11 protein-coding genes are annotated in these 15,251 nt (G+C 36.3%); 10 read left to right on the top strand and 1 reads right to left on the bottom strand.

Annotated elements, in window-relative coordinates:
* Window positions 1-135: 135 nt before the first annotated feature.
* Window positions 136-2,646, top strand: coding sequence for an endonuclease (locus tag HHU12_RS01610; RefSeq protein ID WP_169654395.1), 2,511 nt, complete (start codon window positions 136-138; stop codon window positions 2,644-2,646).
* 240 nt (window positions 2,647-2,886) lie between these two features.
* Here the strand turns inward: HHU12_RS01610 and HHU12_RS01605 are convergent, their stop codons facing one another.
* On the bottom strand, window positions 2,887-3,669 hold the full coding sequence (locus HHU12_RS01605) for a nuclear transport factor 2 family protein (protein WP_169654394.1): 783 nt from the start codon (window positions 3,667-3,669) through the stop codon (window positions 2,887-2,889).
* Window positions 3,670-4,136: 467 nt separating this feature from the next.
* On the opposite strand from HHU12_RS01605, the gene HHU12_RS01600 reads away from it, so the two are divergent.
* The 9 genes from HHU12_RS01600 to HHU12_RS01560 all read left to right on the top strand — a co-directional run bounded on the left by HHU12_RS01600 (window position 4,137) and on the right by HHU12_RS01560 (window position 15,098).
* Window positions 4,137-5,261, top strand: a complete 1,125-nt coding sequence (locus HHU12_RS01600) for a PAS domain-containing sensor histidine kinase (RefSeq protein ID WP_169654393.1) — start codon at window positions 4,137-4,139, stop codon at window positions 5,259-5,261.
* 337 nt (window positions 5,262-5,598) lie between these two features.
* Entirely contained in the window at window positions 5,599-6,615 is a 1,017-nt protein-coding gene (locus HHU12_RS01595) for an ABC transporter ATP-binding protein (protein WP_169654392.1), read from the top strand.
* 161 nt (window positions 6,616-6,776) lie between these two features.
* Window positions 6,777-7,991: a peroxiredoxin family protein gene (locus HHU12_RS01590; protein ID WP_169654391.1), complete on the top strand. Its 1,215-nt coding sequence runs from the start codon at window positions 6,777-6,779 to the stop codon at window positions 7,989-7,991.
* 283 nt (window positions 7,992-8,274) lie between these two features.
* Complete coding sequence (locus tag HHU12_RS01585; RefSeq protein WP_169654390.1) at window positions 8,275-8,877, top strand: ribonuclease HII; 603 nt, start codon at window positions 8,275-8,277, stop codon at window positions 8,875-8,877.
* Window positions 8,874-9,599 (top strand): carboxypeptidase-like regulatory domain-containing protein, encoded by a 726-nt coding sequence (locus HHU12_RS01580; protein ID WP_169654389.1) that lies wholly within the window; start codon window positions 8,874-8,876, stop codon window positions 9,597-9,599. Before HHU12_RS01585 ends, HHU12_RS01580 begins: the two co-directional genes overlap by 4 nt.
* Window positions 9,600-9,602: 3 nt before the next feature.
* Window positions 9,603-10,586 carry a Smr/MutS family protein gene (locus tag HHU12_RS01575; RefSeq protein ID WP_169654388.1) on the top strand — a complete coding sequence of 328 codons (984 nt, stop codon included), beginning with the start codon at window positions 9,603-9,605 and terminating at the stop codon, window positions 10,584-10,586.
* Entirely contained in the window at window positions 10,586-11,170 is a 585-nt protein-coding gene (locus HHU12_RS01570; RefSeq protein ID WP_169654387.1) for a hypothetical protein, read from the top strand. The genes HHU12_RS01575 and HHU12_RS01570 overlap by 1 nt, the downstream gene beginning before the upstream one ends.
* Before the next feature lie 98 nt (window positions 11,171-11,268).
* The gene (locus HHU12_RS01565) at window positions 11,269-13,131 is read left to right on the top strand and encodes a DUF3857 domain-containing protein (protein WP_169654386.1); all 1,863 of its coding nucleotides are present in this window, start codon (window positions 11,269-11,271) and stop codon (window positions 13,129-13,131) included.
* A gap of 2 nt (window positions 13,132-13,133) precedes the next feature.
* Complete coding sequence (locus tag HHU12_RS01560) at window positions 13,134-15,098, top strand: DUF3857 domain-containing protein (protein ID WP_169654385.1); 1,965 nt, start codon at window positions 13,134-13,136, stop codon at window positions 15,096-15,098.
* Window positions 15,099-15,251: the final 153 nt, after the last annotated feature.

Genomic DNA, 15,251 nt, shown 5'->3' with positions numbered 1-15,251 from the left:
CTTTTCATGGGCTGAAAAGGCTGTTTTTAGTGTTTTTTTGGTAACACTTAATTGTGTATTAATTAACTCTCATTAAGGGGTTTGTATAGGTCGAATTTTTACTTTTGGGCGTCAATCTATTACTAAACTTCGATCATGAAAAACCAACTTAAAGGGATGTTGTTATTAAAGCTCATGGCATTGATAATCACAACGTCTTACGCTCAAATTCCAGCCAATTATTATCAATCAGCTCAGGGGAAATCAGGCTCGGAATTAAAAAGTGCTCTTCATTCAATTATTGATGGGCATAGAGAATACCCTTACAGTTCTTCTTCTACAGACGTATGGGATATTTTGAAAGAAACAGATAAAGATCCTAACAACCCCAACAATGTGATTTTGTTTTATACAGGATGGTCTGTTAATGCTAACCAAGAATACAATAGTGGAAAAGGTTGGAACAGAGAACATGTATGGGCAAAGTCGCATGGTAATTTTGGAACATCTCAAGGAGCCGGAACAGACTGCCATCATCTAAGACCTACTGACATTACTGTGAATTCAGCCCGAGATAGCCGATGGTTTGATGAAGCCAGTGTGGAATATATTGATGGTGATGGAGCGACAGGCAACTATACAAGTTCCAGTGAATGGATTTGGGAACCAAGACCCGAAGTAAAAGGAGATGTGGCACGAATGCTATTTTATATGGCCACACGTTATGAAGGAACTTCAGGTGATCCTGATTTGGAATTAGTAGATTACCTTCCATCCAATGATTATACTTCTGAACCTATCCATGCAAAATTATCTACATTGATTGCATGGCATTTACAAGATCCTGTTGATGATTTCGAAAGAAACAGGAATGAAGTCGTTTACAGCTATCAAGGCAATCGAAATCCTTATATTGATCATCCCGAATATGTTTGCCTTGTGTATAATTGCGGAACACCTGCAGATACTGCACCTCCTACAAAACCATCTAACTTAATCAGTACTTCTATTACTTCTACTTCATTTCACTTAGCTTGGTCACCATCTTCAGATAATGTAGGTGTAACGGGCTATAAAGTGTTTGTCAACGGCATTTTATCAAAAACAACTTCCAACCTATCTGTATCTATTGAAGGTTTAACGAGCGGTACCTCTTATCAAGTAGCAGTTTCTGCTGTTGATCAAGTAGGCAATGAATCTTCACAGTCTACCTCAATTAATGTAACAACAAATAATGATGACGTAACACCTCCTCATTCAGATGTTTATGTAGAAACGTTTACTAACTTTTCAGAAGGAGGTTCTTATCAATCAGGCTCTTTTGTAGGAGACAATGAGATCTCATGGAATTATTATAGTTCAAGGGGAGATATAAGTATTGAAGGAAGTACACCAACTTTTGGAAAAGGAAAAAATCCAGCTGGAGCATTGCAATCTTCTGTCATCGCTGGAGGTATCGGAACACTTTCATTTGAATACATGCAAGCGTTTAGTACTTCGGTCAGTTTTAAGGTTTATGTAAATTCTGTATTGGTGACCACTGTACAAGGTGGAAGTCAAAATCAGATTGTTTCAGCAGGACCGTTCAATGTAAACATGAATGGAAATTGCACACTGCGATTTGAACAAAGTGGAAGCAGTTCGGGGCAAGTTGCTATTGATAATGTGACTTGGACATCTTTAGCTGCAGCCGATACTCAAGCACCTACTCAGCCAACATTAGATGTAAGTGAAATTACCACCACTACAGCTACAATGAATTGGACTTCCTCTTCAGACAACATAGGTGTAGAAGGGTATAAAGTAATTGTGAATGGAAATGAAATTGCTCAAACTGCTTCAACTTCATTTGTTTTGCAGGAATTGGAGGTATTGACAACTTACACTGTTGAGGTTATTGCATTTGATGCCGCAGGAAATAATTCAGCGACGGCTATTTCCACTTTTTCAACATTGGATGAAATTCCAGTCGTTACTGAAGAGTTTGTGGAAACTTTTGATAATTTTTCAGAAGGAGGTTCTTATAAAAGTGGATCCTTTGTTGGATCTCACGGCATTACATGGACTTATGCTAGTGCAAGAGGTGATTTGAACTTCAATGGTACTGCTTTGACGTTAGGGAAGGGCAAAGCACCAGCTGGAGCTTTGGAGTCAAGTACAATCAGTGGTGGGGTTCAAACGTTGTCTTTTGATTACTCACAGGCTTACAGTTCTGCTGTGAAATTAGAAGTCTATGTCAATAATGTGTATTATACAACTGTAGAAGGTGGATCAAAAGGTTCAGCTGAAAATACAGGAGAAATACAAGTGGGTGTGACTGGAGGCGCTCGAATCAAGTTGGTTCAAAAAAATACATCATCAGGTCAGATTAAAATTGACAACCTCACATGGACCACAGCAGCACAAACTTCAAGTTCGCGTAAACAGTTTGCTTTAGAAGTTACGGCATTGAAATTACTCAGCAATCCAGTTACGGATGTCTTGAGATTTCAAAATGCTGAAGAAGGAATGCAATATGAAATTATATCCATGGAAGGGAAGACAGTGAATAGGGGAGTTTTAGGGAATTCAGTTTCTATTGCCACAGAAGGATTACCAAAAGGTGTTTACATTTTGAAAATGTTAATTGGTGATCAAATTCAAAATCTACGTTTCGTTAAAAACTAATTAAATTAAACTATTTGGTGATAGGTTGACACTTTATTCCTTCTTTGTTTAAGATGTTTAAATGAAGAAGGATTTTTTATGAAGAAGTTATTATAATCGTTATTCGCTGTTTATTATTCAGAGTGCTTAATGTGTTGTTAGTTAAGTATTTAGGTTGTGTTGTTTTTATTGGTAGTTGCCTGGGGTAGGAAGGAAACAAGATGGCTGCCTGTCATTACGAAAGACAGCCAAATATCATTATTAAAACTTGCCTGAATTATTCCAAGTGTCTTTGGGGCCTATCACTTCTTGTACATCCCAGTGTTCTACAATCTTACCATTTTTCATTCTGAAGATGTCAATAATGCACCAATCCTCTTCTCCAAATTTTACTTTGGATAATGTCGCAGCGAAATTGCCTTGAACAAGAATTTTATGCACCTTCTCATATTGCATAGCTCTTCCAGCTGCTGCAAGTTCTTGAGCAAATTTACCAAACCCTTCTAAGCCATCTCCCACAGTAGGACTGTGCTGTAAGTATTCATCAGTGGAAATGTAGTTGCTGACTTGATCAAAAGCACCACCAATAAGTATATTATTTACGAATTCTGTGATTAATTTTCTGTTTTCTTCTGTCTTGTCTTCATCTTCAATTTCAGTAGCACCATCAACCATTGATCTTCCAGAAACTGTTTCCTTTACTTCTTCCTGTATTACATCCCAATGTTCAATGATTTTGTCGTTACTGTCTGTATCAAAAATGTCGGCCGTTACATAGTACCACTCACCATTATTGAGGCTTTGATGCGCATGTGTAAATACATACTGACCATCTTCAATTGTTCTCACAATTCGGATATCTCTTACAGGGTTTCTTTTTAAGAAAGGAATAAAAAATTCAAGAAACCCTTCTTTACCGTCGGCCACTCCTGTAGAGTGTTGAGTATAGCGGTCCCCAATGTATTTGTCGAGTGCTTCATGAGGTTTTCCTTGATTGATTCCTTCTGTGTACAAGCCTACAGCATTGTCTAATTTTTGTCCCATAGTGTTTTTGGATTAATTAGTATTGATGAAAAAAGGTTGATAAGTACTAGGTCATTTAAGGGAAGAGTTAAGAATTAAGAGTGAAGAAAAATGGTTTGTAATATGGCTTCTAAAATGGTTTAAAAGGTGATTGTTGGAAAGTCTTTTGCCTTTCAACCTCTTTGCAAACCACATCAAGAACTATTTTTTTCTTCATTCTTAATTTTTCATTCTTCATTAAAAAACATCACTTTACCTTTGTACTAGTACTTCATAAACTGTTGGAGTTATCCCCTGATATAACGCAACATTATGATGAATAATTCAGAGGAATAACGCTTTTTGTTGAAAGGCTAAAATAAAATAATCAACGCACTTTTGTTTTTAATAATATATGATTTTATTGTAATATTTTAATAAATGTAAACGACTTGATTATCATATTCTTAAATTAAAAAGAATGATCTCGCCGATTTAATTAAAGTAGCATGGATTTACATGAAATAGAAAAGACTAACTTACGTGACCCTTATAATTCTCATGAGGTTTTATATCATGAGTCTCCAGAGATGTTTATGTCCATTTGTCCAAAAACAGCCAAATTAATTACCTGTAATTCAACCCTATGTCAAACTTTAGGATACAACGAAAAAGAAATAATTGGTAAGTCTATTTTTGAACTCTATGACACAGCGTGTCACGATAAAGTTAAAGTATTGTTCAGCAGATTCAAGAACGATGATGCTGTAGAGAATGAAGAACTATGTGTTCGAAGAAAGGATGGTGTAGTTTTTCCAGTTTTACTCAGTGCGAAGGCAGTCAAAAATAATAAGGGAGAGATCATGTTCAGTAATTCTTGTTGGAGAGACATTACCAAAATAAAGGAGCTGGAATCTTCCCTTATGAAATCCAATCAGCTTTTGAATCAGAAAGTAAAGGAATTGGCTCAGAAAAATAAGGAACTGGAACAGTTTGCTTACATTGTTTCGCATGATTTGAATACACCCCTCAGAAATATTAAAGGTGTACTGCAGTTGATAGATGAAGACAGTGAAGGTGAAATACCGCTTGCTTGGAACACCTATTTCGGTTACATCAATCAAAGTGTAGGGAGAATGGAGCGTCTGATTGATACGATCTTAGAGTTTAGTCAATTGGGAATAAAAAGTGAAAAAGAACGTATACGCCCTCAGGAAATTTTGAAAAATGTGCTAGAAGATTTCGCCCTTGAAATTCAAAATCAAGATGTTGTGATCCGAAAAGGAACTTTGCCTGAAATCAATGGATACGCCGTAGAATTTCATATGTTGTTGCAGAACCTGATTGGCAATGCTATCAAATTTCAAGATAGTAGTAGAACACCTGAGATTGAAGTTGGGGCCATTGTACAGAAAGAGGATTGGATGTTTTATGTGAAAGACAACGGGATTGGAATCAATATGGAACACAGACATAAAATATTCTCTTTTTTTAAAAGAGTCAATGAGAAGTTTCAAGGTACAGGAATAGGGCTGGCACAGTGTAAGAAAATTGTAGAACTGCATGGTGGCAGAATCTGGGTAGAAAGGAATGAAACCAAAGGAAGTTGCTTTTACTTTACCATTCCAAAATAAGTACTGTGACAGAAGAAAAGGGACTTTTTGAATGAAGAATGAAGAAAAGATGATCAGTACTATGGTCCATGTGAAAATTGCAGTACAACATCTCCGAAACGGTTTCCGTCATAAAGACAAGATTATATGCCAGAGCAAGAAACATTTTTCTTCATTCATCATTCTTAATTCTTCATAAAAAACACCTGTTTATCTTGTCCTAGTACTTAAGTACTTATAACCAATCAAAAAATTAAGATTAAATTCAAGGAAGGCGAAGAGTGATAAAACACTTTTCGCCTTTTTTCATACTCTTTATAAATATTCAGTTATTTTTGTGACAGAACACGAAAATTATATGTCAAAGAAAAAAACTATACTAAGAGTAGAAAACTTTTCAAAATCTTATGAAGAAGGGAAAAGAGCTGTTGATCAGCTGTCCTTTGATGTAAAAGAAGGGGAAGTTTTTGCTTTGATTGGAAGAAGTGGTTGTGGAAAAACAACAACACTCAAACTACTTTCAGGACAAATGAGACCTGATGAAGGGGCTGCCTATGTACACGGAGAAAGGATTCTTGGACCCCATGAACGATTGTTGGCCGGGCATGATAAAATTGCACTGGTAGAACAGGATTACAATTTGTTCAATCATCAAACAGTGGCTGACAATATCAAATATCCCATCCGTAGAACAACCAAAAAATACCAGGAATATAGATTGAATGAGCTGTTGCGTATCTGTCAGCTGGAAGAATACCGCGATACTCGTCCGAAAGAACTATCAGGTGGTCAGAAGCAAAGAGTGGCGATTGCCAGAGCGATTGCAGATGAACCGCCAATCCTTTTATTAGACGAACCTTTTTCTCACCTTGATATGGCACTTCGTAGTGATTTGAGAAGAATGGTGAAAAATATTGCAATCGAAGCGAATATTTCGGTGGTATTTGTAACGCATGATACGCACGATGCTTTGGCAATGTCTGATAGAATAGGGGTAATGTCTAGAGGAAAACTAATTCAAATAGCTACTCCTGAGGAGATTTATAAGCAACCGAAGAATAAATATGCTGCGCATTTCTTCCCTCACTGTAATGTGATTGAAGCGGAAGAACTGAAAAAGCTGGGTATTGATAAACCTTCTGGAAAATATATGGCAAGACCAGAGTGGCTGGAAATGATTGAGGCAGAAAGTGCAGATCACACTGCTGTGCTTCGTCATATTGACTACTTTGGCAATGCAAGTTACGGTGAATGGGAAGTGGATGAAGGAAGCAAATTATGGGTGCACCATGACAGTTTTGCCACTTTTCACATTGGAGATAAAAAAGGAATTGCTCTAAAACCCGACGTGGATTGGTGGGCATTGGATAATTAATCCTAATAAGGCGCTTTGCAAACACAAATGAAGGCCTATTTTTTTAAACTATCGGAAAATTTAGGACATAAGTTCACACCACAATAAGATGTACTTATGTCCTAAATTTTATTAAGTATTAGTACTTATCATACAACCTACTAAACAAATCAATCACTCTAATGATTTACAGAAACATCCTATTTTTTTTAATCGCTATTACAGGCATTCTTTTCTCTTGTGAGCCTGAACAAAATAAAACATCACAGACAGAAAAGGACATCACGAAATGGAGAGCGACTATTACCAATACCCATCAAAAAGAAGTGCCCTTTTACCTTACAGTAGAAGGCAGTGGCGATCAGCAAGTCTGGACCGTTATCAATGGTGAAGAACGAATGGTGCTGAATGAAGTCTTTTATGAAGGAGACTCATTGCATATTCCATTATTGATGTATGAAGCGGAATTGGTCGTGAAAGAAGGTCAAGATATGATGAATGGGCAGTTTGTTCGAAAAGAGGCCTACCGCTTGCCTTTTGTGGCCAAAAAAGGAGGAGACAGACGTTTTCCAAAAGGAGAAAAACCAACCGTCAATTTCACCGGAAATTATGCAGTGAAATTAGGAAAAACGGATGCAATTGGACTTTTCAATCAACATGAAGATTACCTGACGGGTACTTTTCTGACTTCTACCGGAGATTATAGATTTCTGGAAGGCAATGTAAGCGGTAATAAGATGTATTTATCGTCTTTTGATGGAGTACATATCTTACGTTTTGAAGCTGAATTGGAAGGAGAGAAGATTGTAAATGGTAAAATGTGGTCAGGGAAATCAAGGGTGGAAGACTGGAAAGGCATCAATGACCCAAGGGCGGAACTGCCAGATCCAAAAGCTTTGACTTACCTGAAAAAAGGATTCGATAAGTTTACTTTTTCTTTTAATAATAAGGAGGGAGAGATGGTCTCTTTAGAAGATTCTGTTTATAAAGATAAAGTAGTTATCGTGCAGATTATGGGTTCATGGTGTCCAAACTGTTTAGATGAAGCCAATTTCTTTGTACCGCTTTACGAGAAGTACAAACCAAAAGGACTGGAGATTGTTGGCCTTTCTTTTGAAAGAGCTGCTGAATCTGAAAAGGCGTATAAGCGCATCAATAGAATGAAAGAAAAACTGAATATTGATTATGAGGTGCTTTATGCGGGTACTCCAAAACAGACAGCGCAAGCATTGCCGATGTTGAATAAAGTGATGTCATTTCCAACTTCTATTGTTTTGGAGAGAAATGGAGAAGTGGCACAGATCCATACCGGTTTTTCAGGACCTTCTACAGGACATTATTATGATGATTATGTCAAAGAATTTACAGCATTGATTGACTCACTGATTAAGGAATAAAAACGTTATGGGTTAAGAATTATAGAGTTAAGAATGAAGAAAATGGTTCTTGTAGGAACTTAGCATTGCAACGTCCGTCGAACTATCATAACAACTACTTTACGGGTCATAACACACTCCATTTTCTTCATTCTTGGCGCTTCATCTTTTATTCTTAATTCATCATTATAAAAAGAGTGAAACGTTTGGTTTGTTTCACTCTTTTTTTATACTTAACTAGCATAAAATTACAGGAGGATAGATTTTGGTATCTTTCCTCAATTAAAATATAGATGTATTGTAGATGTTAGCATCAAGTTTTACAGAAGATAAAGTAGAAGCAGGCCTAGATGAAGCAGGCAGAGGCTGTTTGGCAGGACCTGTAGTGGCGGCGGCGGTTATTTTGCCCAAGGATTTTTCTCATCCCGATTTAAATGATTCCAAAAAGCTGACGGCAAAGAAAAGAGAGACTTTGAGAGCAGTCATTATGAAGGAAGCGATTGCCTATAAAGTGGTGGAAGTGCAAGCGGAAGAAATAGATAAGATCAATATTCTTCAAGCTTCTTTTACCGCTATGCACCGTTGTATTGATGGTATAGAAACAAAACCTGATCTTTTGCTGATTGACGGTAACAGGTTCAGACCTTATAAAGGGATTGATCATGAGTGTATTGTGAAGGGAGATGGCAAATACTTGAGTATTGCAGCCGCTTCTATTTTGGCAAAAACGCATCGTGACGAATTAATGACGAAATTGTCAGAGGAGTTTCCTGAATACGGTTGGGAGCAAAATGCGGGCTATCCTACCAAAAAGCACAGAGAGGCGATTGCCAAACATGGTACAACGCCTTGGCATAGAAACTCTTTTAAATTATTACCGGAACAGAAAACCATCGATTTTTCATGAGGTATTTCAGAGCTTTTCTTTTCTTTTTAATTATTGCATTAAGTCTGCAGTGCGAGGTACCCAAGCCTTATGGTGATCTGTATGTTTTGATCAGAGATGAGTCAGGTAATCTTGTAAAGGATTGTCAGGTGACAATTTATAGCAGTTATGATGACTTTATCAATGAGGTAAATGAAATACAGGGACCGCATGTAACGGATGAAAACGGGAGGGCATTCTTTTTGAACCTTTCAAAAGGGACGTACTACGTTGCTGCTAAATATGATGGTACAAATGTGGAGAAAAACAACCTTTTAGTGTCTTCGGAGATCGAGGTTTTAGCTTCTGAAGTTGGATTTAGAAATTCGATTACCGTTATCATCTGGGATTCTTTCCTGAGTAATATGGTGGATGCCGAAGGAAAGCGATGGGCGTACAGTCAGTTTATTGATGTAACCACAGGAGAGACAAGGGAGGTGCCGGAATGTTTACAAGATGATGAGCTGGTTTTTTACCGTAATGGTAATTTTGAATATATCAGTAAAGAGAAGAATTGTGATGAAACTATAGATGATAATTTCGTTGGGACGTTCTCACCGGTGAGTAATGGGTCTTTCATTATTATCAAAGATACCCTGGAACAAACCCGTTTTGGTCTTTATATAGTGTCGGCTAGTAAATCGCAGATGATAGCACAATACGGACCTGATTTTATTGTATATGACAACATAGTAAGTAATTAGAAAATGAATATAGGAGATAAAGTAAGAAGTTTACATGACGATATTGAAGGTATTGTTGTGGCGATGAAAGGTGGAATTGTGGAGATTGAAGATACAGATGGTTTCAGAATGGATTTTATTCCAAATGACCTAGCGGTTGTTTCCACTGTTGAATCAGAAGAGTTTGGAAGTGTGGAAGAGGAGGACAGGATTATTTCAACTTCTCAGAAGAAAAAGCATAAAGACAGACCGAAAGCGGCATTGCCATTAATTTCAGAGCGAGGTGTATTTATCGCATTCGTGCATCAAAATGATCAGATTCTGGATGTGTATGTATGCAACAACTCGGATCTTACAATTCCTTTCGTTTTAGGATCAGATCGAAAGGGAGAATACAAAGGTATTTTTACTTCAACCTTAAACCCTAGAACGCAAGTAAAGGCGGATCAGGTAACACTTCAGAATTTTGAAGAATGGCCCGCTTATATTTTCCAGGCATTGTTCTTTTATCCTGGCAGAAGTGTTAATCATGAGCCTTTGGTAAAGAAACTACGTTTTAAAGCGTCCACTTTCTTTAATAACAAACAGGAAGTGCCGGGCATGAACAAGGATGGTTATGTATTCCAATTGGACATCAAAGCACTGACAGAAGTAGATGTGGCCAAGATCAAGGACGGCTTGGTGGAGTCTGGCTCGAAAACAGAACAGAAAGTAGAGAAGGTATTACAGAAGCCCGCTTCAGAAGTTGATTTACATGCAGAGGCATTAGGATTGGACCCAAATATGGGAAACAGTACTTTGAGCATGCAGGTTCTTCATTTTGAAAAAGAATTGGATGCGGCGATTGTCAGCGGTATGGATCATATTACTTTTATTCATGGCATTGGGTCAGGAAAACTGAAGACAGAAATTCAGAAGCGTCTTTCTAAACATGCTGATGTGGAATATTTTGAAGACGCCCGTAAAGAGAAGTTCGGTTATGGTGCCACTTATGTAAAGATAAAATAATGAATTTCAGAATCGTTATAGGCATCTTACTGACGGGAATTGCATTGACGTTATATGGAGTAGGCAAACCAAGGCTTTCAAAAGAACTGGATTATCTAGAAGACGCTTTAGAAAACAAGGAAGGGAAAGTGTTTTTAGAAGGAACGGTGTCACCTCAAAATGATACAATTCAGAACTTCTTTGTACTGGCTTCTAAAGAAGAGTTTACCGGAGCAGGAAAGCACAGGGGATTTAAGCCTATTCAACAGCAATTACAAACACTGAAACTTCAGACTTCCTCAGGTATTCAGCTTTTAGAGTTTGAAGAAGCACCTTTCAGAGGGGAAGAAATTGCTCATGTTCTCCTGGAAGAAAAAACGTCTTCTAATGCGCCTATACAATGGCAGGGTGTGAAACAAAATGCCCGTTTATTGGTATTAGGTGAGCAAAAAGGCGAAACTGTGGCGGTAAAGTACAGTTATGCAGGAGAGAAAGAAAACTACATTCAGTTGCTTGAAGAAGGAGTCAAACTGCTGACACAGATTTGTGTAGGGTTGGGCATCTTAGGCATTCCTCTTTTAGTGTGGGGAGTGGTAAGAAAGTAACATGAACAAAGGATAAATTTTAGATAAAGGTATTAGCGAGAGCTGGTACCTTTATTTTTTTCAATTATCTTTACAAAGCAGTTACTTCAATTAATACAATGAGCAAACTAAATTTTTTATTATTAATAACTTTTCTTTTCACTTCTATTCATATATCAAAAGCACAATCCTCCTCCGTTTTATCTTATGATAAAGAAGTGTTTTTTGATGGAAAAAAGAAGAAAACCACCCATAGTTACAAGGTACTTGTCAGCAGTAAAGCCAATCATGACTTAGGTGATTTATCAGTTTATTACTCACTGGGAGAAGATATCGACATTCATAATGCTTCTATCTCTGATCTGAAAGGAAATGTTATAAGATCGCTGAAGAAAAAAGATTTTCATAAGAAAAACGCAGTAGGTGGCAGTACTTATTATGATGATAATTATATGCTGTATGCCGAATTGAAAACCAATCAATATCCGCATATCCTGGAGTTTTCCTACACGTCAACGGTAAAGAATATGCTTTATCTGGGATATTTTTCACCTAATGTCTTCGATGGAATTCCTACTGAGAAAGCAACTTTTAAAATCACTTATCCTTCTGATTTTCCTGTAAGGATAAAAGCAGATGACCGTTTTGAATTTCAAGAATCAGAAGAAGAGGAATACAAGACAATGGTTTGGAAGCTGAATGAAAGCATTCCATTCACAGCTGAAAAAAACAGTCCACATGCTCGTAATTTATTGCCGGTAGTGATGCTTGTACCAGAAAAATTTTCGTATGGTATAGATCAGAAAGTAACAAATTGGACAGAATACGGAGAGTGGATTTATGGTCTGAATGCAGGTTTGGATGATTTGACAGAAGCTGAAAAAACGAAAATACATCAATTGACGGATCACCTTGAAACACCTGCTGAAAAAGTGAAAGTACTGTATAATTATATGCAGGATAACACTAGGTACATTAATATATCATTTGGTATAGGAGGTTTGAGAGCTCATCCTGCAAGTTATGTTTGCGAGAATAAATACGGAGATTGCAAGGCGTTGACTAACTATATGCAATGTATGTTGAAGGAAGTGGGCATACCGTCTTATATGGTAGATGTGTATGCAGGTAATAAGATAAAGGCTATTGATACAACTTTTCCGGCACAGCAGTTTAATCATGTGATTTTGGGTGTGGTACTTGACAAGGATACAGTGTTTTTAGAAAATACCTCAAAGACAAATCCATACAATCATCTTGGGGTTTTCACTCAGAATAGAAAAGGATTTTGGATTGAGGAAGGGAAAAGCAGGCTGATTGACTTGCCTTGTTTATCCAAAGAAAATACGCTGGATAGTGTTGCTTATACTTTTTCGTTGGCAGATGAAAACAGTAAAAGAAAGGTGTGGGTCAATATTTCCTCAAGTGGAGGAGAACGTTACGAAATGCTGAATTACTTTGCAGATGATAGAGAAGAAACACAGGAAGAGGTAATTCGTCGTTATATTTTGCCATTTGATTTCAGCAAAATTGATAGTATTCAAATCAAAAAAGAGGACAGAAATATAGCATCAATTCATTATAGCCTGACAGGAGAGTATCATAAACTGGAAAGAAAAATAGCGGGTATGCGAGTGATTACTCCTCCGGAAATTATGGATACTAAAATCAAAAAACCTTCAGAAAGGGTAAATCCTTATTGGATAAATGTTGTAGTCCATAAAAAGGAACATTATGAATTTCCGATGGAGCAAATGGAAAAACTGACCATTGAACTTCCAGAAGATTTTCATTTGAAATCCGAGTTTGGAGAATACAAAGACCATTACTTTATAAAAGGCAATAAAATATACTTAGATCGAAGTATTTATGTAAAACCGAATAAGGTCAGTTTAGAAGATTATCCGGCATTTTACGAATTCTATAAATCAATTCATAAACGTAGCAAACAATCATCAATCGTTATTAAACAACAAACTTAGTCATGAAGTATTTATTCATCTTAAACTTTTTCCTATTCTTTTCAATCATAGGAAATGCACAGAAATTATCCACAGAATTTGGTGAAATAACCATGGCTGATTTGAATTATCAGTCTAAAGATAAAAAAGCTGAAGCAGTTATATTATTTGATGTTGGAGAAGTATCTTTTAATCAGGCTAGACATGGAGGGTTTAAGGCTCATTTCAAACGTACAACTAGAATAAAAGTACTAAAAGAAGAGGGGTTAGATAGAGCCAATGTTGAGGTATTGTTATACAATAGTAATCAGGGTGACAGAGAGGAAGTAGAGAAAATAGAGGCTAAAGTATACAATATGAAAGATGGAAAACCCACTATCATTCAATTTGATAAGAAAAAAGTATATCATGAAAAAGTGAATGAATTTTATACTAAATGCAAGTTCACTTTGCCACAGGTTTCTATTGGTTCTGTAATTGAATATCGATATACATTGGTTACTCCTTTTTTTTCAAAGTTACCTAAATGGGCTTTCCAAGATAGAATACCAACGGTACACAGTGAGTTTGATCTAAAAGTAATTCCTTATTACGAATATCGCTTTATTGCTCAAAATATTAAATCGTTTACTTCTCAAAACTCAAAAAAGTTAAAAGGAGATCTTAGTTACAATGGTCAGAAATATCAGGAGATGCTATATAACTTCGTGATGAAAGATGTGCCTGCGTTTAGAGATGAAAGTTATATTACATCAATTCAGGATTACTTAATGAAAATTGACTTCCAATTAGCTAAAATCTACCTTCCTTCTACTGGAAGTTCAAGAGAGTATGTGACGACTTGGGAGAAGTATGGAAAAGACCTCAACAAAGGAGAATATTTTGGTAAGCACATTGCAAAAGTGAAAAAACAATCGAAATCAATTTTTGAAGATAATCCAGATCTTTTGGTTGGTAGTGATGTTGAAAAAACCAAAAAAATAGTGGAGTATGTGAAAAACAACTACATCTGGAATGAGTATTACGGGAAAAAAACGAGTAAGACCCTAAAGGAATTTTTAGAATCTAAATCAGGAGCTTCAGGTGATATTAACTTATTTTTGATTGGCTTATTACAAGGGGCTGGGTTGAAAGCATATCCATTAATTTTAAGTTCAAGACACAATGGGAAAATTACATCAGATTATCCGTTTAATCATTATTTTAACTATGTGATTGCATATACTGATGTAGGTACTGGAAGGATTTTGTCAGATGCTACCACACCACTTTTAGGTTTTAATGAGTTGCCAATTCGTTGTATTAATGACAAAGGTAGACTAATCAAAGAAAAAGAAAATCAATGGGTAAGTGTTTACAACCACGTAAGCAGTTATGATAAAACAGAAATCAACATCACATTCTCAGAAGATCTTTCTACTTCTAAAACATCTATCATGAAGTCATTAAATGGTATGACTGCATTTAAATATAAGGTTGAATATAAAGACAGTGAGAAAAAGCTAAAGAATTACTTCAAAAAACAAGGACTTGAAAATATTGAAAACGTTAGGACAAGAAGCTTCGAAAAAACAAATAAACCATACTTTCTAGCCGTGGAATCGGAAAACACTACTGAAAACCTTATGGGTAAAGTGATTATTCGTCCTTTCTATCGATTCCCTATTGCAACAAATCCATTTACAGAAGAAAGTAGAAATTATGACATCGACTTTATTTTCACTGAAAGTAATTCATTTTTATCAAAAGTGACGGTGCCTGAAGGATATAAAGTACTGGAACTACCCAAAGAAACGGTAGTTGATAACCCAGTAATCAAAATCAATTTCACTACGAAACAGGAAGGAAATCAAGTGATTTTTGACTATTCTTATTTCTTTAAAAGAGCAAAATATACACCGAAAGATTATTTAGAAGTGAAGAAAGCTTTCGCTGTTTTGGTAGATCAATTGGATGTGCAATTGGTATTGGAACCTATTGAGAACTAATTTCTTAATAAAGAATGAAGAGAAATGGTTCGTGAGGATGTTGGTGTACAATATCTTCACGAACCATTTTTATTTACTTAGAATGCTCAATTAAAAAATACTTTCACGTTATTCGCAGAGCAATGAAATGTACAATTGGTTTTCGCACCATTA

Origin of the sequence: Flammeovirga aprica JL-4 (genome assembly GCF_012844305.1) — a bacterium.
In the GTDB taxonomy this organism is placed as follows: domain Bacteria; phylum Bacteroidota; class Bacteroidia; order Cytophagales; family Flammeovirgaceae; genus Flammeovirga; species Flammeovirga aprica.
Note: the sequence above shows the minus strand (reverse complement) of the source record. Positions and strands in the feature narration are given on the sequence as shown.

What these genes read in the sequence shown, in the direction of transcription:
- HHU12_RS01610 (WP_169654395.1), top strand. Translation starts at nt 136, where the DNA reads ATGAAAAACCAACTTAAAGGGATGTTGTTATTAAAGCTCATGGCATTG.
- HHU12_RS01560 (WP_169654385.1), top strand. Translation starts at nt 13,134, where the DNA reads ATGAAGTATTTATTCATCTTAAACTTTTTCCTATTCTTTTCAATCATA.
- HHU12_RS01600 (WP_169654393.1), top strand. Translation starts at nt 4,137, where the DNA reads ATGGATTTACATGAAATAGAAAAGACTAACTTACGTGACCCTTATAAT.
- HHU12_RS01585 (WP_169654390.1), top strand. Translation starts at nt 8,275, where the DNA reads ATGTTAGCATCAAGTTTTACAGAAGATAAAGTAGAAGCAGGCCTAGAT.
- HHU12_RS01590 (WP_169654391.1), top strand. Translation starts at nt 6,777, where the DNA reads ATGATTTACAGAAACATCCTATTTTTTTTAATCGCTATTACAGGCATT.
- HHU12_RS01595 (WP_169654392.1), top strand. Translation starts at nt 5,599, where the DNA reads ATGTCAAAGAAAAAAACTATACTAAGAGTAGAAAACTTTTCAAAATCT.
- HHU12_RS01565 (WP_169654386.1), top strand. Translation starts at nt 11,269, where the DNA reads ATGAGCAAACTAAATTTTTTATTATTAATAACTTTTCTTTTCACTTCT.
- HHU12_RS01575 (WP_169654388.1), top strand. Translation starts at nt 9,603, where the DNA reads ATGAATATAGGAGATAAAGTAAGAAGTTTACATGACGATATTGAAGGT.
- HHU12_RS01605 (WP_169654394.1), bottom strand. Translation starts at nt 3,669, where the DNA reads ATGGGACAAAAATTAGACAATGCTGTAGGCTTGTACACAGAAGGAATC.
- HHU12_RS01580 (WP_169654389.1), top strand. Translation starts at nt 8,874, where the DNA reads ATGAGGTATTTCAGAGCTTTTCTTTTCTTTTTAATTATTGCATTAAGT.
- HHU12_RS01570 (WP_169654387.1), top strand. Translation starts at nt 10,586, where the DNA reads ATGAATTTCAGAATCGTTATAGGCATCTTACTGACGGGAATTGCATTG.